This is a genomic window from Limimonas halophila (assembly GCF_900100655.1).
GTDB classification, from domain to species: Bacteria; Pseudomonadota; Alphaproteobacteria; order Kiloniellales; family Rhodovibrionaceae; genus Limimonas; species Limimonas halophila.
Map to the genome: position 1 here is coordinate 333,617 of NZ_FNCE01000002.1, position 19,981 is coordinate 353,597.

General features: G+C 67.7%; 22 protein-coding genes, 1 tRNA gene and 1 riboswitch. Of the genes, 2 read left to right on the forward strand and 21 right to left on the reverse strand.

The features are described from left to right. The first annotated feature begins 34 nt into the window (after positions 1–34). Positions 35–871: a sulfite exporter TauE/SafE family protein gene (locus BLQ43_RS04540; RefSeq protein WP_090019132.1), complete on the forward strand. Its 837-nt coding sequence runs from the start codon at positions 35–37 to the stop codon at positions 869–871. Between the two features lie 24 nt (positions 872–895). On the opposite strand, the gene BLQ43_RS04545 is transcribed toward BLQ43_RS04540, so the two are convergent. The 13 genes from BLQ43_RS04545 to BLQ43_RS04605 form a co-directional block, all read right to left on the reverse strand. Next, a complete protein-coding gene (locus tag BLQ43_RS04545; RefSeq protein WP_143006159.1) occupies positions 896–2,236 on the reverse strand; it encodes an outer membrane beta-barrel protein in 1,341 nt (446 codons plus the stop codon). A gap of 119 nt (positions 2,237–2,355) precedes the next feature. Next, positions 2,356–3,798 carry an exopolysaccharide biosynthesis polyprenyl glycosylphosphotransferase gene (locus BLQ43_RS04550; protein ID WP_176758518.1) on the reverse strand — a complete coding sequence of 481 codons (1,443 nt, stop codon included), beginning with the start codon at positions 3,796–3,798 and terminating at the stop codon, positions 2,356–2,358. 225 nt (positions 3,799–4,023) lie between these two features. Further along, a complete protein-coding gene (locus tag BLQ43_RS04555) occupies positions 4,024–5,349 on the reverse strand; it encodes an oligosaccharide flippase family protein (protein WP_090018934.1) in 1,326 nt (441 codons plus the stop codon). A gap of 91 nt (positions 5,350–5,440) precedes the next feature. Next, on the reverse strand, positions 5,441–6,550 hold the full coding sequence (locus BLQ43_RS04560) for a right-handed parallel beta-helix repeat-containing protein (RefSeq protein WP_176758519.1): 1,110 nt from the start codon (positions 6,548–6,550) through the stop codon (positions 5,441–5,443). A gap of 473 nt (positions 6,551–7,023) precedes the next feature. Next, positions 7,024–8,427: a sodium:solute symporter family transporter gene (locus tag BLQ43_RS04565; RefSeq protein ID WP_090019133.1), complete on the reverse strand. Its 1,404-nt coding sequence runs from the start codon at positions 8,425–8,427 to the stop codon at positions 7,024–7,026. Beyond that, a riboswitch (TPP riboswitch) is annotated at positions 8,418–8,528 on the reverse strand. (Overlaps the previous gene by 10 nt.) Before the next feature lie 245 nt (positions 8,529–8,773). Beyond that, positions 8,774–8,850: transfer RNA gene (locus tag BLQ43_RS04570), tRNA-Pro, on the reverse strand. A 65-nt stretch (positions 8,851–8,915) separates the two neighbouring features. Next, positions 8,916–9,344 carry a MerR family transcriptional regulator gene (locus tag BLQ43_RS04575; protein ID WP_342670359.1) on the reverse strand — a complete coding sequence of 143 codons (429 nt, stop codon included), beginning with the start codon at positions 9,342–9,344 and terminating at the stop codon, positions 8,916–8,918. Positions 9,345–9,436: 92 nt separating this feature from the next. Beyond that, on the reverse strand, positions 9,437–9,754 hold the full coding sequence (locus tag BLQ43_RS04580; RefSeq protein WP_090018937.1) for an integration host factor subunit alpha: 318 nt from the start codon (positions 9,752–9,754) through the stop codon (positions 9,437–9,439). Between the two features lie 96 nt (positions 9,755–9,850). Then, entirely contained in the window at positions 9,851–10,819 is a 969-nt protein-coding gene (locus BLQ43_RS04585; RefSeq protein WP_090018938.1) for a beta-ketoacyl-ACP synthase III, read from the reverse strand. A 3-nt stretch (positions 10,820–10,822) separates the two neighbouring features. Continuing rightward, on the reverse strand, positions 10,823–11,866 hold the full coding sequence (gene plsX / locus BLQ43_RS04590; protein WP_090018939.1) for a phosphate acyltransferase PlsX: 1,044 nt from the start codon (positions 11,864–11,866) through the stop codon (positions 10,823–10,825). Between the two features lie 165 nt (positions 11,867–12,031). Further along, positions 12,032–12,217, reverse strand: coding sequence for a 50S ribosomal protein L32 (gene rpmF / locus BLQ43_RS04595; RefSeq protein WP_090018940.1), 186 nt, complete (start codon positions 12,215–12,217; stop codon positions 12,032–12,034). A 103-nt stretch (positions 12,218–12,320) separates the two neighbouring features. Then, positions 12,321–12,860: a YceD family protein gene (locus tag BLQ43_RS04600; protein WP_176758520.1), complete on the reverse strand. Its 540-nt coding sequence runs from the start codon at positions 12,858–12,860 to the stop codon at positions 12,321–12,323. Between the two features lie 61 nt (positions 12,861–12,921). Then, positions 12,922–13,446, reverse strand: coding sequence for a ubiquinol-cytochrome C chaperone family protein (locus BLQ43_RS04605; protein ID WP_218119119.1), 525 nt, complete (start codon positions 13,444–13,446; stop codon positions 12,922–12,924). A gap of 135 nt (positions 13,447–13,581) precedes the next feature. Here BLQ43_RS04605 and BLQ43_RS04610 point away from each other — a divergent pair, with 135 nt between their 5' ends. Next, complete coding sequence (locus BLQ43_RS04610; RefSeq protein ID WP_090018943.1) at positions 13,582–14,094, forward strand: outer membrane protein assembly factor BamE; 513 nt, start codon at positions 13,582–13,584, stop codon at positions 14,092–14,094. Between the two features lie 54 nt (positions 14,095–14,148). Here the strand turns inward: BLQ43_RS04610 and BLQ43_RS04615 are convergent, their stop codons facing one another. From BLQ43_RS04615 to nrdR, 8 genes are all read right to left on the reverse strand, one after another. Continuing rightward, positions 14,149–14,619 carry a flagellar basal body-associated FliL family protein gene (locus BLQ43_RS04615; RefSeq protein ID WP_090018944.1) on the reverse strand — a complete coding sequence of 157 codons (471 nt, stop codon included), beginning with the start codon at positions 14,617–14,619 and terminating at the stop codon, positions 14,149–14,151. 66 nt (positions 14,620–14,685) lie between these two features. Further along, positions 14,686–15,663: a thiamine-phosphate kinase gene (gene thiL, locus BLQ43_RS04620; protein WP_245659446.1), complete on the reverse strand. Its 978-nt coding sequence runs from the start codon at positions 15,661–15,663 to the stop codon at positions 14,686–14,688. Positions 15,664–15,670: 7 nt separating this feature from the next. Beyond that, positions 15,671–16,174: a transcription antitermination factor NusB gene (gene nusB / locus BLQ43_RS04625; RefSeq protein ID WP_090018946.1), complete on the reverse strand. Its 504-nt coding sequence runs from the start codon at positions 16,172–16,174 to the stop codon at positions 15,671–15,673. 11 nt (positions 16,175–16,185) lie between these two features. Continuing rightward, positions 16,186–16,647 carry a 6,7-dimethyl-8-ribityllumazine synthase gene (gene ribH / locus BLQ43_RS04630; RefSeq protein WP_090018947.1) on the reverse strand — a complete coding sequence of 154 codons (462 nt, stop codon included), beginning with the start codon at positions 16,645–16,647 and terminating at the stop codon, positions 16,186–16,188. Further along, on the reverse strand, positions 16,644–17,810 hold the full coding sequence (gene ribB / locus BLQ43_RS04635; protein WP_090018948.1) for a 3,4-dihydroxy-2-butanone-4-phosphate synthase: 1,167 nt from the start codon (positions 17,808–17,810) through the stop codon (positions 16,644–16,646). Before ribB ends, ribH begins: the two co-directional genes overlap by 4 nt. Next, the gene (locus tag BLQ43_RS04640; protein ID WP_090018949.1) at positions 17,789–18,403 is read right to left on the reverse strand and encodes a riboflavin synthase; all 615 of its coding nucleotides are present in this window, start codon (positions 18,401–18,403) and stop codon (positions 17,789–17,791) included. The genes ribB and BLQ43_RS04640 overlap by 22 nt, the downstream gene beginning before the upstream one ends. Next, positions 18,388–19,536, reverse strand: a complete 1,149-nt coding sequence (gene ribD, locus BLQ43_RS04645) for a bifunctional diaminohydroxyphosphoribosylaminopyrimidine deaminase/5-amino-6-(5-phosphoribosylamino)uracil reductase RibD (RefSeq protein WP_245659448.1) — start codon at positions 19,534–19,536, stop codon at positions 18,388–18,390. Before ribD ends, BLQ43_RS04640 begins: the two co-directional genes overlap by 16 nt. After that, positions 19,514–19,978, reverse strand: a complete 465-nt coding sequence (nrdR, locus tag BLQ43_RS04650; RefSeq protein WP_090018951.1) for a transcriptional regulator NrdR — start codon at positions 19,976–19,978, stop codon at positions 19,514–19,516. The genes ribD and nrdR overlap by 23 nt, the downstream gene beginning before the upstream one ends. Between the last annotated feature and the right edge of the window lie 3 nt (positions 19,979–19,981).

Below are 19,981 nucleotides of genomic sequence, written 5' to 3' on the forward strand. Positions count from 1 at the left end.
CGTCGCCCGTGTTCGTTACACACGGCGCGTCATGATGATCGAAACCCTTCCCCCGCTAACCGAGCTGCTCGTCATGCTCGGGGCGCTGCTCGTGGCCGGTGCCGGCGCGGGCTTCATCGCCGGGCTGCTCGGCATCGGCGGCGGCATCATCATTGTGCCGGCGCTGTACCAGGTCTTCAGCGTGCTGGAGGTGCCGGCCGACGTCCGCATGCACGTGGCCGTGGGCACCTCGCTGGCCACGATCGTGGCGACCGGCTTTCGCTCGGCGCGGGCCCACCATCGTCGGGGCGCCGTGGATCTGGAACTGCTCAAGCAGTGGCTGATCCCCATCATTGCCGGTGCCGTCGCCGGCAGCGTCATTTCCGATCTCGTCACCGGGGCGACGCTGACGGCCGTGTTTGCCGTGGTGGCACTCGGGATCGCGCTGCAGATGACGGTCGTGCGGCCTGAAGCCCGGCTGGTGGACCGCCTGCCCGGCCAACCCGTGCGCAGCCTGATGGCGACGGTGATCGGCATGATCGCCACGATGATGGGCATCGGCGGCGGGATGCTGACGGTGCCGACGCTACGCCTGTGCAACTACCCCACCCGGAACGCTGTCGCCACTGCCTCCGCCGTGGGTTTCCTCATCGCCGTTCCGGCAACCCTGGGCTTTATCGTCGCGGGCTGGCAGACGCCGGGTGTACCGCCGCTGTCGCTGGGCTACGTGAACCTGCTGGGCTTCGCCATCATCGCCCCGGTCACCGTCACGATCGCGCCACTTGGCGCGCGTGTGGCCCACACCATTCCCCAAACGGCCTTGCGCGTCCTCTTCGGGATCTTCCTGTTGGTGGCCTCCGGCCGCCTTCTCTACGGAAGCTTCGTGGCGTGATGCGTGCGCCGGTGACGACCGGTCTTACAGCGCCACCTCAAGCGTCAGCATCACGACGTTGGCCGTGAAGTCTTCGCGGTCGAGCGTCGAGGCCCGCTTGGAGAAGCGGTAGCTGAGGCTGGCGTCGAGATGCCGGTTCCACAGGTAGTCGATCGAGGCGCCGGCCTCGAACCGGTCGTCGTCGCGGTTCACGCCCTCGAAATCCTCCTTCTGATACAGGCCGTCGACGCCGACGAGGAGATTGCGCAGGAGTTCGTGGTCGGCCGACAGCGAGACCGCCGAGCGAACCCGCGAACTGGCGTTCTGCCGGGTCGTTTCTTCGATGGCTCGCTCGACGGCGAGACTGAAGGTGGTCAACTGCGTGGCGTTCCAGGTCACTTCCGCCCCGAAGTCCAACCCGTCGACCGTGCTCAGCGTGGGGCCGTCGAAGTCCTGCGACTGGAATCCAGCGAAGATGTTGCCGAACGTCTTCGCTGAGATCTCGAAATCCACGCCCCCGGCGGCGCGCCACCCCTCGGAATCTCGGTCGCGGCCCCGATCGTCGACTGCCGCGTCGTAGTCCCGGATGTTGTACGATCCACGCACGAAGAGGTCATAGCGCGGCGACGTGGAAAAGGAAACCTCGCCGACCGCCTCGTATATCGTGCGGTCGCGGTCGTCGTTGTTGATCTCCCCGACCGCGTTGCGCGCATCGACATCCTTGAAATTCAGATCCGTGACATTCCCCTGAACGTCCAGCGTGATCGTGTTCAGTTCGTGGACGATACCGAGCACGCCGCGTGTCCGGTCGTACTCCGTCGGCTCCTCACCAAAAACATCTTCCGGGGAGTCGCGTTCCTCGTGCAAACGTTCGAAGGAGCCTTCGACATAAATGTTGGAGCTTCGCTGAATATCGATCTGGCCGTCCGCCAGGGCGGAGAAGTTCGTGTAGTTCTCGTCCGTGTTGTCTGCGTACAGGGTCTGCTCGCCTCGAAGTGTCACGTTCAGCGAATGCCGGGACCAAAGCGAATTCAACGAAATCTCCGGCCGGATGAAGGTGATCAAGTCGTCTTCTTCGTTGTTGTTCTGCCGAAAGATGTTATCGTCGTACGCTTCGGTCACCGCAAGCGACGGAAACACCATGAATGCGCCGAGCCGTCCGCCGCGAGGCGACACGCGGGGGCGGGACCGGTCCCGGACGGTTTGACCCGCTTCCAGAAATCGCTCGGCGCGACCGCTTTCCGTCCCCGTGGCCTCGCCCGAAGCCGTGGTTCCTTGTGCCGCGGATCCATCGTCCTGCGCATACGCCGGCAACGGGAGAAGCAGCCCCATGCCGAGAGCGACGAGCCACCAGCCACGTTTCTGCGTCGGGTTCGGTTGGGCCACGATATCCCCCTAAAGGACAGGCGAGTTCACACTCTGAATTCCCTGTGGAAACAAAGATCCGGTGAATTGCGTGTGCTGTCAATTCATCCGAAGTGAACTCATGCCAATGGGGTATGGGGTCAATATGCGTTGCGGTGGCCCAACACGAAGACGGTGCGGATCAGGATCCAGAGGTCCAGCGCGAGCGACCAGTGGGTCATGTACCAGATATCATGCGCCACGCGGGTGCGCATCTTCGCCAGCGTTTCGGTCTCCCCGCGCAGGCCGTTGACCTGCGCCCATCCCGTGATTCCGGGCTTCATGCGGTGGCGCTCGATGTAGGCCGGAATGCGGCTTCCATACCATTCGTCGTGCTGAATCGCATGGGGCCGCGGGCCCACGATCGACATCTCGCCGTGCAGCACGTTGAACACCTGCGGAAGTTCGTCGAGGCTGGTCCGGCGCAACCACCGGCCAACGCGCGTCACGCGCGGATCGCCGCGCACGGCCTGCTTGACCTCTTCGCCACCGGCCGACGCCTGCGCATGCATCGTCCGGAACTTCCAGATCTGGAACGGCTGTCCATTGACGCCGCGACGGTGCTGGCGGAAAAGCACCGGGCCCGGCGTCTCCGCGCGCACCGCGACCGCGATCAAGCCCATAAGCGGTGCCAGGAGGAGAAGCGCCACGGCGGAGACCGCCAGATCCTCCAGCCGCTTGACCGTCGCCTGCTGCGCCGACAACGGGCGCCGGAGCAGGCGCACCGTGGGGATGCCGACCAGCGTGCCGAGCGGCCGATCGGTAAAGACATCGTCGTACCCGTTGGCGACAACATCCACATCGACCGCGATGCGGCGCAAGGCGTGCAGGTTCGCCGTCAACTCGGCCCCGGTCATGCCCGGTGCGACAACGAGAACCCGATCCACCGGCCGTTGGGCGAGCAACTCGGCCAGATCCGCCACGCTCGCCGCCGACGCGATGCCGCCGACGGCCACCGTACGTCCGGGTACACAGAACGCGCTCACGTACACGCCCTGCGACCGTCCACGCTCCTCGACACGGCGGAGCCAGAGCGTGGCGCGATCCGGCTGGTCAAAGGCAATGACCGCAAGGGCCTCGTGAAGCCGATTGCTGTCCCCCCTGCCCCCAATTGTGCCGGTGACGGTCGCCCGATAGGCGACCACCGCCGCCAGGCCGGCGGCGTACGATCCCGCGACGAAAGCCGGTTGCGCGACCGCGCCCCCGCTGGCTGCGGCGAGCAAAACGGCACCGGTCACCGCCGCCAGCGTCCATGCCAGCGCCGCCTTAGGAAGCGCCGCCAGCGACGAAGTGGAGCGATCCGACCGACTCTCCGCCAGAACGTAGATCAGGACGACGACAGCGGCACAGATCGTGGCGAACAGCGGTTCCACCTGCGCTCGCCCCGAACTGTCGCGCACGGCGACGACGAACGCAGCGGCCAGGAGCCCGACCACGCCGATTTCCCCGGCGGCAGCGCCGGTTCGCAGAAGCCGCGCCCCCGGAATGGGACCCGCTTGGCGGATAGGCTGTTCCGTTGCCCGTCGCCCCTTGAGATCGCTCACGGCCTGCACCCTGTATGACGAGGCGCTCCACGAGCGCTCGAACCACGACACCTCGTCGACACACGGACGCTACCGCGGAGCACAAAGTCCAGGCCATGTCGCTTTCGCAATAAGAGAATGCCATTTGGCATACCCTTCTTGAAATGCGACTGATCCCAAAAAGCCTGAACTCAATAACCGACTGGGTCGGAAATCAACTGAAAACTGCTGATGAATGTTGGTCGGTCAAGATGTTGAAGGCGCGCGATAGCGCCCCATCGCCGGGTTGATACCGAGAAGGCGGATGGCGAGCACCCAGGTGACGATGTTGCGCGCAGCCAGCGTGACCGAGGTGGCGATGGCCGCGCCTTCGAGGCCGAGCATCGGAATGAGCCAGAGGCCGAGGATCACGAGCAGCACCATCTCGAAGCTCGCGATCAGCAGCAGCACGCGCTCGCGCCCCATCATCGCCAGCAGCATGCCGACGGGCCCGGTGGCCAGGTTCAGAAGCTGGCCCACCGCCAGGATCCGCAGCGCCGCGTCGCCGGCTTCGAAGGCCTGGCCGAACAGCCCGAGCGGCAGGGTCGGCACTGCGAAAAACAGGACGAAGAACGGGATTGTGCCGACCACCAGAATGCCGGTCGCCGAGCGCGTCATCTCCGCGAGGTCATCGAACCGCTGGGCCCGGCTCAGGGACGCCGCCTTGGGAGCCAGTATGGTGTTGATCGCCGCCAGCATCATGCCCGGGATCCAGATCAGTTGGAGGCACACCCGGAAAACGCCGACCGTCGCCTCATCGGTGGCGACGCCGACAAGAAGCACCGACAGCCAGTCCGAGGCGTGGTTGGCCAGTCCCACGCCAAGCAGTGGAAGCGACAGCGCCAGCATGCCGCGAACGCCGGACGTTTCCCCAATTCCGCCGGACGTTGCGGTCAGGAACCGCCAGACGACAAACGCCCCGACCAGCGCGCTGAGCCCCAGCGCCGCCGTGAACACGCTGATCACGCCGCTTGCCGTCGCGGGAATGCCGAGAAGCAGTGCGACGAGCAAAACCGCCCGGAAAAGCAGCTGGGTCAGAACCTTGTGCCAGACCACCCAGTGCCACGCCCGGGCCAGCGCGGCGAAGAAATGGGTCATGCCGCGGAACACGACGCCGAGCGCAATAAGCGGCATGACAGCCGCAAGGGCCGCGCTGTTGAAGGCCGCCTCGCCGATCCACCCGCCGCCAGCCCACAATCCGGCCGCCAGCAGCACGGCAACCCCGAGCGCGAGCGCCATCGCGCGTCGGACCGCGGCACCGCACGGCGCGGTCTCCCCGCTTTCGTCGCGGGCGAAGATCTTGACCGCTCCCAGGTCGAGCCCCAGGGAGGCCACACCGCCGAGAACACCGGTCAGCATCATGGCCAGCGCATACAGGCCCGCCCCCTCGGCGCCGAATTGTCGGGCGATCAACAAACTGATCGCGAGCCCGCAAGCCGCCGCGGCCGCATGTGTAATGAACGAGCGTCCGCCCGCTCGTAGCAAATCGAACTTGTTTGCGCGCTTGGCTGAATCGACGAATTTCCAAATCATTCAGTGTTCCGAAAAAAGATACGTTGCGCCCAGGCGCCGCGCCGATCCGAACTTGACGATTGATGGCCGCCACACGATCCGGTTCCACATGTCACGAGGTCTCGCATCCTGGTAACGCCCCGCCGGCCAGCATGGCCTGCAAATGCGTCGTCGCGCCCGCCTTTGTAGCTCGGGGCGCCGCAGCGCCTTCCGGCGGAAGAAGAAGATCGGGCACAACACGCGACCGGGCGAACCCATCCGCGAAGACAGCGCCGTAGTAGCCGTCCGCGTTGGAGTCACGGGACTGGACCTTCATGTTTCCGCCTGCCGTCACGCCGGTTCCGAGCCGAAGTCCCGTGGTGACGTTCCCGGCCACACGCAGGTTTTGGCCTTCGGTGCTGATGTGTGCGCGCCACTGCAAGCGCGGATAGGTGATCACCGTGTTGTTGTTTATCGAGCTATCCCTGAGACCGCTCGCCGTTATCCCGTGAAATGCGCTCGTGTAGATGACGTTGTGGTCGATCGTGAAACGGGCGTATCCGGACGGCGGGGGATCACCGATAAACAGCGCTTGGGTCGAATGAACGTTGTTTTGAAAAAGGATATTGCCGCGAAGGATAACGTCCGATGTCGGAACGTCCGACTTGGTGTTCCAGAATTGGATGAAATCCGTATGCGCAACTTCGTTCGGGTGCGTCGCAAACACCCAGTTGTTCGCGATACATACGTGGCGAACCCCGACGAAATTCATCCCATCCTTGGCGACGTCTGAGACGCTGTTGCGAACGACCTTGAGATGGTCGGTTTCACGAAAGCGCGCGCCGATCAGCACATTGTGGATCTCGTTCCGCTCAACCCGAATGTTGGTGGATTTGGAAACGAACACCCCCATCCGGTCGTTTTCGAAATCGCCGTCCGGCGTCCCACGGATCTGGTTCTGCGTGAGCCGGATCCGGCTGGACCGAGTGATCTCTATGGCGGCATTGCGGGGCTTGGCGTAACGACCCGATGGCCGTCCGGCGGCATCAATGCGGACGCCGCGGATCTCGACGCCGTGAACATCGCGGAGCCGCAGCGTTGTCAGAACGGCGGACCAGGGCTGGCGACTGCGCACGACGATCGGGTCGTCGAACGCTTTGCGCGTCAGGCTGACGGTGCCGTATCGGCCCGGCGCCAGGACGATCTCGGCACCACTCCTCGCCCGAGCAAACGCGCGCTCCAACGCAACGGCGCTCGCGACCCGTACGATGTCACCACCGCCTCGTTCAGCACCGAAACCCGAAAGCGGCAACGCCAGCGCCAGTGCGAGGCACAGGACTGAAACAGGGAGACCCGGCCGTCCGCCCCAGTGCCGATGGACGCAGAACCGGATACCGCTCAGCCAGCGCCATGGTTTTGCTGTTCTCCGAATTCGATCCATGCCCGGAGGTTAGGAGACAACCGCCGCCCCAACCACGTCTCGACGGCATGAGCGTGGCGCCTCTTTCGGTCGCCGAAATGAGCCCGACATCGCAAAATGCCACGGCGTCTGCTGAAACGGTGACGGCCCTGCACCAACACGCCGGGCGGCGACCGATCGTGCGCCCGGCCCTCGCGCACCGCCAGAGGTGCCCGGAAAGGGGAGGACCGCAGCGTTTGCTGCGAATCTCCGCCGTCCGGGCTCGGGGGACCGCGTCCATCATGCTCGCCGTGATCCTAGCCGGTTTCCAGTGGTGTCACGCGAGCGCCTGCGGCAGCCGGATCGGTACGGCGGCTGCTGAACACGGCACCGCCGGCGACCACGGCCGCGGACGCGAGCAGCGCGCCGAGGAAGGGGCCGAGCGTCGGCACCCCGCCCGGAAACGTCACCGCCAACAGCGTGCCATCCTGGACCAGCGCGCCGCCGACACCGCCGGCCACACCCGCAAGCGCGGCCGCGAGCGCGCCGGCGCCGGTCAAGCGCGTACCCAGACCGGCCAACGCCGGCACCACGGCCGTGGCGCACAGCAGGTCCGCGACCAGCAGGATGCGCAACACGGAGTAGCCCTGCAGTGCGACGGCGATCGCCGGCACCATCAACGCCACCGTAAGCCAACGCGCCGCACCGAGCGAGAGGGTCGGGCGCTCCGACCCCACCAGCGCGGCCAAGCCACTTTCCAGGGTATCCACGGACGAGGCGACGAGCGTGATCGCGAGCACCAACACAACCGGCCCCAGCCAGCCCGGCCCCGCCCCGAAGAGCGCGAACAGCGGCGCCGGCGGCTCGCCCAGCGGCAGCCCGGCGCCCGCGGCCAGCAGCCCCAGGGTTCCGGTCACCGCGATCACCAGCACCGACACCAATGCGCCCCAGAGGCCGCCACGCACCAACGCACGGTCGGAGGCTGCCGACCACACGCGCTGCCAGTAGCCCTGGTGGAAAAGGTTGGCCGCCGTCACGGCGATCACGAGCGTGATAGCTGCGTGCCAACCGCCCAGTTGTGCACCACGCGGTTCCGGCGCATCCGGTAGCGCAGACGCCCCGGCGAATGCGGCCGCCAGCAGCAGAACCACCAGCACCACAGCCTGCCAGCGATCCGTGCGGAGGCTGGCGCGCAGACCGCCGCTCGCCGTGTAAAGCAGCGTCGTGCCCGCGACCAGCGCCACGGCGACCCAGGCCGGCACACCGCTCAGCAATGCCGTCACCGAGCCCGCCGCAGTCAGCTCGGCGGTCACGAAGGTCAGCATGTAGAGCACAGAGAGGGCCACGGCATAGGCGTGGAACGCCGGGCCGTAGCGCGCATGCAGGAAGGTCGTCAGCCCGTGCCCCTTGGGCGCGAGGCGGCGCAACCGGGGCCCGGCCAGCCCATACACCAGGAAGGGCGCGCCCGCCCCCACGGCGTACCCGGCGATGCCGAGCGGGCCCACGAAGGCTCCCACTTCCGGCGGCGCGAAGAGAATCCACGCCCCCGCTCCTGAGGCGAGAAAAGACAGCCCCAGCGCCGTCGCCGGCTGAGAGTGGCGGGCTGTGAGATAGTCGTCGAGTGAGGTGCGGGACCGGCGGGCACGCAGGCCGATCCAAGCGAACGCGGCCAGCACAGCAACCAGCAGTGCCGCCGCGAGGACGGACGAAACACCGGGCATGTCACGCTCCCTACGCAGGTATGAACCTGGTCAGGTTCGAGGGGTCAGTGCCCTTCGGCACACTCTCAGCCCGGAATACGCGGGCTCCCCCGGATTGTCCGGCGAGGGTGGGTCAACGTGGCCGCCATGACAACCACAACCGTAAAGCTGTCCAGGCCATGGCCCACCGACGGCTGGGCACACATCCCGGCCTGCGCCGCCTGCCCCGGATTCACTGCGTGTAAAACGCCAGGCAAGCAGGACTTCCCGTTGGACGCGCTGTCAGCAAGCGCTTAGCCCAGGCGCCGAGAACGGGTCCGTCGCGCCGCCGGAATCACGGCAGAATCTCGGGATATCAGGAGAAAGATGGTCGGAGCGGCAGGATTCGAACCTGCGACCTCTCGGCCCCCAGCCGAGTGCGCTACCAAGCTGCGCCACGCTCCGACCGACCTTCAGCGGTGAATCGCACCGCTACGTCTCCGCCCATATACAAACCTCCGGGAGCGGCTTCAATCCCCAGCGTCCAATCCAGCGCGACGCAGTTCGTCGCGCGCCGCCGTCAACTCGGCAAGCACCTGTTCCAGTTCGTGACGATGGGATGCGTCCAGCTCGGCGGGCGCCGACGACGCATCCGTTCCACCGGATGCGCCTTCCCCGTCACCCTGTGCGGTCTGGCCGCGGTCGGATTGTGGGCGCCCGCCCTGGCGCGCGCGGCGAAGGTTGCGCGGGACCTCGATTTGGCCGTCCTCAAGGAACTGTTGGACATCCTTAATGGTGTAGCCGTCGCTGTAGAGGAGGTCGCGAATCCGCCGGAGAAGATCGATGTCCTCAGGCCGGTAGTACCGCCGCCCACCGCCCCGCTTCAGGGGCTGAACCTCGTCGAACTTCGTTTCCCAGAACCGCAGCACATGCTGGGGCAACTGAAGCTCTTCCGCCACCTCGCTGATTGTGCGAAACGCGGCGGCCGATTTGCTTCCTGCACGGCGCCTTGCCATCGCGACGGGGTGCCCCTGCTGTCTCAGCCGCTGGCTCAGCCAGCGCTGCGTTGTGCGCGCAGGACCTCGTTCAAGCGATTCTTGAGCACGTGCGAGGCCCGGAAGACCAGCGTTTTCCGGGGCTGAATCGGGACTTCCTCGCCGGTCTTGGGATTGCGGCCGACGCGGTGTCCCTTGTTGCGCACGCCAAAGCTGCCGAACGAGGAAATCTTCACGGTTTCCCCCCGCAGCAGCGCGCTGGAAATCTCTTCCAGAACGTCTTCGACGAGTTTCGCCGACTCGTTCCGGCTCAGCCCGACCTCTTGATACACGGCCTCGGTCAAATCGGCACGCGTGACGGTATCCTCCGCCATAGGCCCATACCCCCTCGCCGGTGGACGTCCGCACGCTACTGGTCCCCGGCACACGCGTCAATTTTGAGAGCTTGGATACGTGGTTAGGCGACAGCGTTACCAGCGGACCAGCGCCGAGCCCCAGGTGAAGCCGCCGCCCATGCCTTCCATGAGGACCAGATCGCCGCGCTGGATGCGGCCGTCGTCCACGGCTTCGCACAACGCCAGCGGGATGGAGGCCGCGGAGGTGTTGGCATGGCGGTCCACGGTGGAAACAACGCGATCCGGCGGCAGGTTCAGCCGCCGGCCCATGGCCTCGATGATGCGCATGTTGGCCTGGTGCGGCACCAGCCAGTCCACGTCGCCCGGGGTCAGGTCGTTGGCGTCCAGAGCTTCGTCGATCACCTCCGCCATGCGCGAAACCGCGTGGCGGAACACCTCACGGCCTTCCATGCGCAGGTGGCCAACGGTCTGTGTGCTCGAGGGGCCGCCGTCCACGTAGAGGGCATCGTGGTGGCGACCGTCGGAATGCAGGTGCGTGGAAAGCACGCCGCGGCCGTCCGCCTCGCCGTTCTCGACCGCCTCCAAAACGACGGCGCCGGCCCCGTCCCCGAAGAGCACACAGGTGCCGCGGTCCTCCCAATCGAGGATGCGGGAAAACGTCTCCGCGCCCACGACGAGGGCCGTACGCGCCTGCCCCACCTTGATGAAGTTGTCCGCCACGGCCAGCGCATAGACAAAACCCGTGCAGACCGCGTGCACGTCAAACGCCGCGCCGCGCGTCATGCCCAGCCGCGCCTGAATCCGGGTGGCCGTCGCCGGGAAGGTCTCATCCGGGGTCGCGGTGGCCACGACCAGGAGATCCACGTCGTTGGCCGTCATGCCGACCTGAGCCAACGCGCGCTGGGCGGCCGTCGTGCCCAGATCGGCCGTCGTCTCGCCCGTTGCCGCGATGCGGCGCTCGCAGATGCCCGTGCGCTGGCGGATCCACTGATCCGAGGTGTCGAGGCGCTGCGCGATCTCGTCGTTGGTTAGAACGCGCTCCGGCAAATAGGCGCCGCAGCCCGTCATCAGCGCGCGCTTCATGCTTTACCCCGCCGCCTGTGCCGCCGGAACGGAGCGGTCGATGCTGGCCAGATCCGAGCGGATCCGCTCCAGGAAGTCCTCGCGGACCATGTCCACGGCCACGTCGATCGCGTTGGCGAAGCCGACAGCATCCGTACCGCCGTGGCTCTTCACGGTGATCCCGTTCAACCCCAGAAAGATGGCCCCGTTGTAGCGCCGGGGATCGGTCCGCTGGCGGAGTTTTTGCATGGCGCGCCGTGCGAAGAGGTAGCCGATCTGCGCGAACACCGAACTTTTGAACGTCCGTTGCAGGTAGACGCTGACCAGCTTGGCGGTTCCTTCACTCGCCTTCAAGGCGACATTGCCGGTGAAGCCGTCGGTCACGATGACGTCAACCGTGCCTTTCGCCATGTCGTCGCCTTCGATGAAGCCGTAGAAGCGCCCGGGCAGATCCAACTCGTTGAGTTGATCGCGCGCGGCCCAGAGGGTTTCGTGACCCTTCAACTCTTCCGAACCCACGTTGATCAGCCCTGTCGCGGGCTCAACCGTGCCAAGCACCGTGCGGCAGAAGACATTCCCCATCACCGCGAAATCGACCAGGTTCTGGGCCGAACACTGCACGTTCGCCCCCAGATCCAGCATCACGGATTCACCGCGCAGCGTGGGGAAGAAGGACGCGATGGCGGGGCGCTCGATGCCCGGCAGCATCTTGAGCACGAGCTTCGACATCGCCATCAGCGCGCCCGTGTTGCCGGCGGACACGCACGCGCCGGCGCGGCCGTCGCGCACAGCCTCCACGGCACGCCGCATCGAGGCGTCGCGGCTACCACGCAGGGCAGCCGAGGGCTTCTCCGAATCGCTGACCACATCGTCACAGTGGACGAGCGTTGTGACCTGCTTGAGCCGCTTCATCTTGTCGAGCCGCGGCCCGACCTCGCTTTCGCGGCCGAAGATCAAGAAGTCGACATCGGGGTGACGCTTGCGGGCGAGGTCGGCCCCGCGCAGCACCATCCGCGGCGCGTGGTCTCCCCCCATGGCGTCCAGTGCGATCGTGAGACGCCCGCTCACAGCCCGATCTCCATGGCTTGCTCGCCAGCCGTGCTCGGCCGGTCCGGCCACGCGCACGCGCGCGCACAAACCGTACCCAGGAAGGATACGGCCTGAACTCGCGCACGCGCCGTCGCGCGGCCGGTTCCGTTCCGGCCGCCGCCCTCAAACGACACGGATGTCGCGTCAGGAATCGTCTTTCGGCTCAATGACCTCACGACCCTTATACATGCCGGTCTTGAGGTCGATGTGATGGGGACGGCGATACTCGCCGCTGTCCTGATCCACGACATAGGCGGGCGCCTTCAGCCCCAGATGGGAGCGGCCCTTGTCGCGGCGGGACTTGGATTTCTTCTTCTTCGGGACCGCCATGGTGTGTGCTCCTGTTTTCCTCGCGACCGCATTGAAGCCGACGTGATAAAGGAAGACACCCGCTGCGACAAGGCCAGCAGATGCGCCTTCCACGGCGCACCCCTCAGTGGCGCCACCGCAGCTCCGCCAACTTCGCGAAGGGGTTGCGCTCCTCGTCCGGACTGGTTTCCGCGCTGGCGGTGCCGAACTCGGCACCTGGCGCGCGCGGATACGGGTCCAGGGCCAGGGCGAGCTGTTCGGCCAGGATTTCGCCCAGATCCAGGCTGTTGCCGGTCAGTGGCTCGGGCGTGTCCTCGTCGTCCGGCGAGACGAACACCTCGCTGTCTTCCGGGTGCGGCGCCGTGGTGTAAAGCTGCACGAAGGATTCTTCAATCCGGTTGGCGACCTCTTCCAGGGTCACCACGCAAACCTGGGTCACCTCGGCGCGCACACGGCCTTCCACGCGGATCAGCGGCCCGTTGCCGGGCCGACGGACGCGCAGCGAGCCCGACAGGCTTTGGATGCCCGGCAGATCGAACCGTGTTGCCAGCGCCGCGGTTTCGCTCGCGCTCGCCTCGTAATCCGCGTCGAACGTGCCGGCGGACAGGCGGTCCAGGCGAAGTGGACGCGAGAATTCCGTCGTGCCATCGGGCGCGAGTGTCATTGGCCACAAGCCTCCAGCAGGATGGCGTGAAGGAAACGGTACGTGGCAGGCGCGAAGCCGGTCAATCGACGGCGCCGCCCACTTCCGCGCCGACCGCAGGCGGATCGCCGAACACCTGCGCGGTGCCCTGGAACGCATCATCCGGCATGCTGTCGAGGCGCTCGGCCTCGCGGCGCACGTACGCGGCCATTAGCTCAAGGGCGCGCGGGTCCGGCGTGGCGACCGTTCCATACAGATTGCGCGCGAGCGCATCGCACAGATCGCCCTCGCCGTCCAGCGCCCGGCCGTAGGCGTCGAAGCGACCGTAGAACCCCTGCGCCATGCGCTTCACCCGCGGGGCGACACCGAGATCACCCGCCCCCATTTCCCGCAACGAGCGGTCCATGTCGTCAACGAGCGTGTCGAAAAGCGCCTGGCCGCGTTCGGCCAGCGGGTTGGCGGCGCGCTGGAGCCGGCGGATTACCAGCGTGGCATGCAGCACGATGGCGTCGAAACGCCCGTCCAGGGTGTCCGGAACGCCCAGGTCCCTGTAGAACACGGGTGCTCGCGCCTGCTCGACCACCCGGTCGTACAGGGCCCGCGCCATGTCCGCCTCCGGCTGCTTGCGCCGGAACATCCGTCCCAACATGCGTGCTCGTGTCGCTCTGCCCGGCAGTGGGCTTGAAGTGGTCCACCACGTGCGCATAATCAAGTCGTTTCCGTCCAAGGCAAGGATCGAACGATGGTGCAGCGCGGCAGGACGGCACGCGTGGTGGCGTGGGCTCTCGTGGCGGGCACGGCGTTGGCAGCCGCCGGGTGCGAGGCGCCCAAACGTGTCCACGGGAACATGCCCGAGAAGGACGAGATCGCCAAAATCCGCGCGGGTAAAGACACGCGCAACGATGTCGTCGACGTCCTGGGAGCGCCGTCCACGCGCGCCCCATTCGCGAATGAAACCTGGTATTACATCGGCGCGGAGAAAAAGCAGATCGCCTTCTTCGAGCCGGAAGTGGTCACGCGGCGCGTCTTCAAGGTTTCCTTCCGCGACGACAACACGGTTGCCGACACGAAGGTGCTCACCAAGACCGACGGCCGCGCCATCGACCCGGTGGACGACATCACACCGACGGCCGGCCGCGACTTGAATGTCTTCGAGCAGCTCATCGGGAACCTGGGCCGATTCAATCAGTCCGGGTCGAGCGGCGGTGCGTCGCCGGGTCCGGGCCGCGGGCCGACCACCCCCAGGCCGCAATAATGTGCGGTATCACCTGTGCGGGCACCCGGTGTGCCCGCGCGGGTTTTCGAGGCGCTATCCGGCCGTCTCGCGCCGGTTGACTTCCTTGAAGAAGATCCCCTTCACCGCCGGGCCGATGATGTCCCTGGCGGTGCGCGTCAGCCGCTGTTTCACCAGCTTGTCGCGGTTCTCGTGCTCCCGAACGTAGTCGAGGGAGTACATGCCGTGGAGTTGTTTGATGAACGCATCGCGCAACTCGCGGCCGTGGCTGTCGATAATCTCGGTGCTCGCCTGTCGCACCTCCACCGACACCACGACGCTCAAAATCCGGACCACTTGGCCTTCGTCCATGACCGGAACGGAAATGGGGTCCATCTCCACGAACTGAACGGGGTCGTCCGAGGCCTGCTTTTTCTTTGCAGACCCGGAGTCCGAGCCGCTGTCGAGAAAGGGGACGGGCTCGCCGCGCACGCCGAACCACCAACCGCCACCGCCGGCGGCAACGGCCATCACGACAAGAGCCAGGATGAGAAGCAGACGGGCCATGCGGCGCGGATCTCTCCGTTGGATGCGGCGCCAGCGTGCGCCGTCTCGGTAAACTGCGCGTAAAAGTTAATGGTGGCGCCAGCCCATACCGTCCACCGAGAGCCGCTGACCGGCCCGGTCACGCATCTCCACGTCCTGCCCGTCGGTCACGGCCCCGATCCGCGCGATCGTCACGCCCGCCGCTTCGGCCGCCGCCCGGACTTCGGAGTCGTGCTCAGGCGACGCCGTGAAGGCCAGTTCGTAGTCATCGCCACCGGTGAACAGCGCCGCCAGCGTGGCCATCCCGGTGTCCAGCACGCGGCGCGACGCTGAACTCAGCGGCACATGTTCGGCGTCCATGACGATCCCGACGCCGGATGCCGTCGCGAGGTGCCCCAGATCCGCGACCAGACCGTCGGAAACATCGACGGCGGCCGTGGCGAGGCCCTGCTCGCGCAAGGCCCTGCCCAGAGCAACACGCGGCTGTGGCAGGCGGTAGCGATCACACAGCACCGCCAAATCCGCGCCGTCGCCCGACAGCTCGCCGCGGCACGCGCGCAGCCCGAGCGCCGCGTCACCGATCGTCCCCGAGACGTAGACCCAGTCCCCGACCCGAGCCCCGGAACGCCGCAGCGCCGACGCGCGCGGCACCGCCCCAACGGCGATGAGCGTCAGGCAGCTCGGGCCCGGCATGGCCGTGGTGTCGCCGCCCAGCAGCTCGATGCCGTAGGTTTCCTGGTCCCGCCCCAGCCCCTCGGCGAAGCGGGCGACCCAGGCGCCGTCCAGCTCGCGCGCGAACGCGGTGCTCAGCAGATAGCCGAGCGGGCGCGCGCCCATCGCGGCCAAGTCCGAGAGGTTCACACGCACCAGCTTCTGCGCGATGCGATCGGGGGGGTCGTCGGGAAGGTAGTGGACGCCGCTGGTGATGGTGTCGAGCGTCAGCGCCAGATCGCCGTCAGTTGGCGGCGTTAGCAGCGCGGCGTCGTCGCGCAGCCCCAGCGCGGCGTCGGAATCGCGCGCCAGCGGCGCGAAATGCGTGGCGATGAGGTCGAACTCGTCCCACACGGCCGGCTCAGGCGAAATCCCCGGCCGCGTCGCCGCCGCGCGCCGTTTCGGGATGCAGCGTGCGCGCCAGGCGGTCGAGCACGCCGTTCACGAGCCCGGCCTCACCGCCGTCGAAAAAGGCGCGGCCGAGTTCGACGTACTCGTTGATGATGGCGCCGACGGGCGCATCCTGGTTCTCCGAGAGCTCGTAGGCGCCACATTCCAAGATGATGCGCAGCACGGTCTCCAGGCGGTCGAGCGGCCAATCGGGATCGAGCACGGCGCACACCATGTCGTCCAGCTCCCGACGCCGCCCCGGCACGCCGTTGACGAGCTGGCCGAACAGCGTGCGGTCGACGCGGCCGATCTTGAGCCCTTCCATGTCCTCGTGCAGACGGTTCTGCAGGAAATCCAGCAGCACCGTCCCGGGGTCGAGTTCTCCGAGTTCGACTTGATACAGCGCCTGCACGGCGGCCAAGCGGGCCTGCGTGCGGCGGTCGGGCGCGTGCGGTCGGGCGCTGGCGGCGCTCATGCCGGGATCTCCTAGCGCGGATAGAGGTGATAGGCGCGCTTCAGTTCGATCATGTCGAGGCAGGCCTGCGCGGCCTCGCCGCCCTTGTTGCGGCGGTCCGTGCGGGCGCGCTCCAGCGCCTGCTCGTGGTTTTCGCACGTAAGCAGGCCGTAGCCCAGCGCCAAGGTGTAGTGGCAGGCCAGATCCTGCAGCTTGCGTGTCGTCTGCTCGCAGACGTGATCGTAGTGCGAGGTCGCGCCCCGGATCACGCAGCCCAGCGTCACGTAGCCGTCGGCGCGCCGGCGCAGGGCGTAGAAGTCGAGGGAGCGCACGGCGATCTGCACGGCGGCCGGCAGTTCGAAGGCACCGGGCACGCGCACGTGCTCCCAGGTGGCGCCGGCGCGCTCGATGGTGTCGATGGCGCCCTGAAGCAGATGCTCGCCGACGTCCTCGTAGTAGCGCGCCTCGGCGATAAGGATGTGGGGCGCGGTCATCCGTCCCCCTTCGTGCGGATGGGCAGGCTCTCGGGGCGTTCAATGGGACGTTGCTCGACGATGCGCAAGCCGTAGCCTTCCTGTAGCCCAACGACCGTGCGCCGGGTGTTGGACAGCAACACCATGTCGCGCACGCCCAGGTCGAGCAGGATCTGCGCGCCCACGCCGTAGTCGCGCAACTCCGCCTGGGTGCGCGGCCCCTCGCCCATGCGCGCGCGGATGCGGTCGGACAGCGCCGTGGGCGTGGGCTCGCGGATGAGCACGACAACGCCGCGGCCCATCTCGCCGATCATGCGCATCGCCGCCTGCACCTCGCCCACCTTGCCGGCCTGGGCGTCGCCCAGCACGTCGTCCATGACGTTGAGGGCGTGCATGCGCACCGGCATGGGCTCGCCGTCGGCCGGATCACCCTTCCACAGCGCCAGGTGCTCGGCATAGGCGGCGGTGTTCACATACAGCGCCATGCGGAACTGCCCGCCGAACACGGACTCGAAATCCGTCTCCAGACGGCGTTCCACGATGCGGTCGTGGCGGCGGCGATAGGCGATCAGGTCGGCGATCGTGCCGATGCGCAGGCCGTGTGCGCGCGCCATCTTCACCAGATCGTCGCGCCGGGCCATCGAGCCGTCGTCATTCATGATCTCGCAGATCACGCCCGAGGGGTTGAGCCCGGCGAGCCGCGCCACGTCCACCGCCGCCTCGGTGTGGCCCGCGCGCACGAGCACGCCGCCGTCGCGCGCCGCCAGCGGGAAGACGTGGCCGGGCGTGACGATGTCCCCGGCGCCCTTCTCCGGGTCGACGGCCGTGGCGATGGTGTGGGCGCGGTCCGGGGCGGAGATGCCCGTGCTCACGCCCTCGCGGGCCTCGATCGAGACCGTGAAGGCCGTGCCGTGGCGCGCCTGGTTCTGCCGCGCCATCATGGGCAGGCCGAGCTCGCCCACGCGGTCGTTCGTCAGCGCCAGGCAGATCAGCCCGCGCCCGTACTTCGCCATGAAGTTGACGGCCGCCGGCGTCGCCATCTGCGCCGGGATGACCAGGTCGCCCTCGTTCTCGCGGTCCTCGTCGTCCACCAGGATGAAGAGGCGCCCGTTGCGGGCGTCCGCGATGATGTCCTCGATGGGCGACTTGACCTCGCTGAAGGCTAGATCCGCCGCGTCGTCCATTGCGCCTCCACAAGGCGGGCAACGTAGCGCGCCAGCATGTCGATCTCCAGATTGACCCGGTCGCCGGCGGCCAGCGCCCCGAAGGTGGTCACCGCGGCGGTGTGGGGGATGATGTTCACGCCGAAACTGGCCGAGCCGACCTCGTTCACCGTGAGCGACACGCCGTCGACCGCGATCGAGCCCTTGGGCGCGATCAGCGCCATCAGGCGCGGCGGCACGGCGATGGTGGTGCGCCAGGAGTCGCCCTCACGCGTGTGCGCCGTCACCTCGCCGACACCGTCGACGTGGCCCGACACGAGATGCCCGCCCAGCTCATCGCCCGCGGTCAGCGAGCGCTCCAGGTTCACGCGCGTGCCCTCGCGCCACGCGCCCAGCGTCGTGCAATCCAGCGTTTCCCTGGACACGTCCACCGCGAACCAGCCGGACCCCAGTTCCACGGCCGTCAGGCAGACGCCCGAACAGGCGATCGACGCCCCGGTCGCAATGCGGGCGGTGTCCCAGGCCGTTTCGATGACCATGCGCCGCCCGCTGCCGTCCGCCGAGGGCGCAACCTTGCGGATGCGGCCGCAATCGCTGATCAGGCCCGTGAACATCCCGACTCCCGCACGCGCTCGTGGGTTTCCATGGTGTCGCCGCCCACCCGGATGGTGCTCGTTTGCCGGAACGTGGGCACGGCGTCGAGTCCCGTCACCCCGGCCCCGGCGATGGCGGGCACACCGTCGCCGCCGATGAGGCTGGGCGCCCGGAACCAGATGAGGCGGTCCACCAGATCGGCGCGCATCAGGGCGCCGGCAAGCCGGCCACCCCCTTCCACGAGCACGCGCGTCAGGCCACGGCTGCCCAGGGCCGCCAGCGCCCCGGTGAGCGAAACGCCGGTGCCCTCGCCGTCGTCGTCCGGGGCCAGGTGGGCGACGCTCACGCCGGCGTCGTTGAGCGCGGCCGTGCGGTCGCTTGGCGCGTCCCAGCGCGTCAGCACCACCGTCGGGACGGTATGGGCGTCGCGCACGAGCGCGTGCGTCAGCGGAAGGCGCAGGCGGCTGTCCAACACCACACGGGTCGGCTGCCGCGCCGCGCCGCCGCCCAGGCGCACCGTCAGGCGCGGGTCGTCGCGCGCCGCCGTGCCGCTGCCGACCAGCACCGCGTCGTGACGGGCGCGCTCCAGGTGGGCGCGGCTACGCGCCTCGGGCCCGGTGATCCACTGGCTCTCGCCGGTGCGCGTGGCGATGCGCCCGTCCAGCGTCGTCGCGAGCTTGAGCGTGACCTCGGGCCGTCCCTCGCGGCGATGGCGCACGTAGCCCGCGTTGAGCGCCGCCGCCTCGGCATCGCGCACGCCCTCGACCACCTCGATCCCGGCGTCGCGCAGCCGCGCGATGCCGTGGCCGGCGACCCGCTCGTCGGGATCGCGCATGGCGACGACGCAGCGGCTGACCCCCGCCGCGATCAGGGCTTCGCTACAGGGCGGCGTTGTGCCGTGATGATCGCACGGTTCCAGCGTGACATAGGCGGTCGCGCCCGCGGCATCCGAGCCGGCGTGCCGCAGCGCTTCCTGCTCGGCGTGCGGTCGCCCGCCCGGCTGCGTCCAGCCGCGCGCGATCGCGCGCCCGTCGCGGACGAGCACACACCCCACCGCCGGGTTGGGCGCGACCCGGCCGAGCGCGCGCTGCGCCAGCGCCAGGGCCGAGCCCATCCAGGCGCGGTCGATTTCACTGGGATTCGGACTCGTCACCGAGGGATCCGACGAAGGTCTCGAAGTCGCGGGCTTCGTGGAAGTTCTTGTAGACGGAGGCGAAGCGGACGTAGGCGACCTGATCAAGCCGTGCCAGCGCCTCCATCACCATGCCCCCTACGGTGTCGGACGAGATTTCGCTCTCGCCCCGGCTTTCCAGCCGGCGGACGATGGCGTTGACCTCGCCTTCCAGGCGCTCCTGATCCACCGGCCGCTTGCGCAACGCGATGAGCATGGAGCGCATGATTTTGTCGCGGTCGAAGGGCTCGCGCCGCTCGTTTCCCTTGACGACCGTCAACTCGCGCAACTGCACGCGCTCGAAGGTGGTGAAGCGCGCGCCACAGTGCGGACAGGCCCGCCGCCGACGGATGGCGTAGCCGTCATCCGTCGGCCGCGAGTCCTTCACCTGACTGTCGTCTTCGTTACAGAACGGGCAGCGCATTCA

Bases quoted from the DNA above. Each gene is read 5' to 3' on its own strand.
- nrdR (WP_090018951.1), bottom strand. From the start codon at position 19,978: ATGCGCTGCCCGTTCTGTAACGAAGACGACAGTCAGGTGAAGGACTCG.
- BLQ43_RS04555 (WP_090018934.1), bottom strand. From the start codon at position 5,349: ATGATTTGGAAATTCGTCGATTCAGCCAAGCGCGCAAACAAGTTCGAT.
- ribH (WP_090018947.1), bottom strand. From the start codon at position 16,647: ATGACCGCGCCCCACATCCTTATCGCCGAGGCGCGCTACTACGAGGAC.
- BLQ43_RS04640 (WP_090018949.1), bottom strand. From the start codon at position 18,403: ATGTTCACGGGCCTGATCAGCGATTGCGGCCGCATCCGCAAGGTTGCG.
- BLQ43_RS04585 (WP_090018938.1), bottom strand. From the start codon at position 10,819: ATGAAGCGCGCGCTGATGACGGGCTGCGGCGCCTATTTGCCGGAGCGC.
- BLQ43_RS04580 (WP_090018937.1), bottom strand. From the start codon at position 9,754: ATGGCGGAGGATACCGTCACGCGTGCCGATTTGACCGAGGCCGTGTAT.
- BLQ43_RS04610 (WP_090018943.1), top strand. From the start codon at position 13,582: ATGGTGCAGCGCGGCAGGACGGCACGCGTGGTGGCGTGGGCTCTCGTG.
- BLQ43_RS04600 (WP_176758520.1), bottom strand. From the start codon at position 12,860: ATGACACTCGCGCCCGATGGCACGACGGAATTCTCGCGTCCACTTCGC.
- BLQ43_RS04605 (WP_218119119.1), bottom strand. From the start codon at position 13,446: ATGGCGCGGGCCCTGTACGACCGGGTGGTCGAGCAGGCGCGAGCACCC.
- BLQ43_RS04565 (WP_090019133.1), bottom strand. From the start codon at position 8,427: ATGCCCGGTGTTTCGTCCGTCCTCGCGGCGGCACTGCTGGTTGCTGTG.
- BLQ43_RS04540 (WP_090019132.1), top strand. From the start codon at position 35: ATGATCGAAACCCTTCCCCCGCTAACCGAGCTGCTCGTCATGCTCGGG.
- BLQ43_RS04615 (WP_090018944.1), bottom strand. From the start codon at position 14,619: ATGGCCCGTCTGCTTCTCATCCTGGCTCTTGTCGTGATGGCCGTTGCC.
- nusB (WP_090018946.1), bottom strand. From the start codon at position 16,174: ATGAGCGCCGCCAGCGCCCGACCGCACGCGCCCGACCGCCGCACGCAG.
- ribB (WP_090018948.1), bottom strand. From the start codon at position 17,810: ATGGACGACGCGGCGGATCTAGCCTTCAGCGAGGTCAAGTCGCCCATC.
- rpmF (WP_090018940.1), bottom strand. From the start codon at position 12,217: ATGGCGGTCCCGAAGAAGAAGAAATCCAAGTCCCGCCGCGACAAGGGC.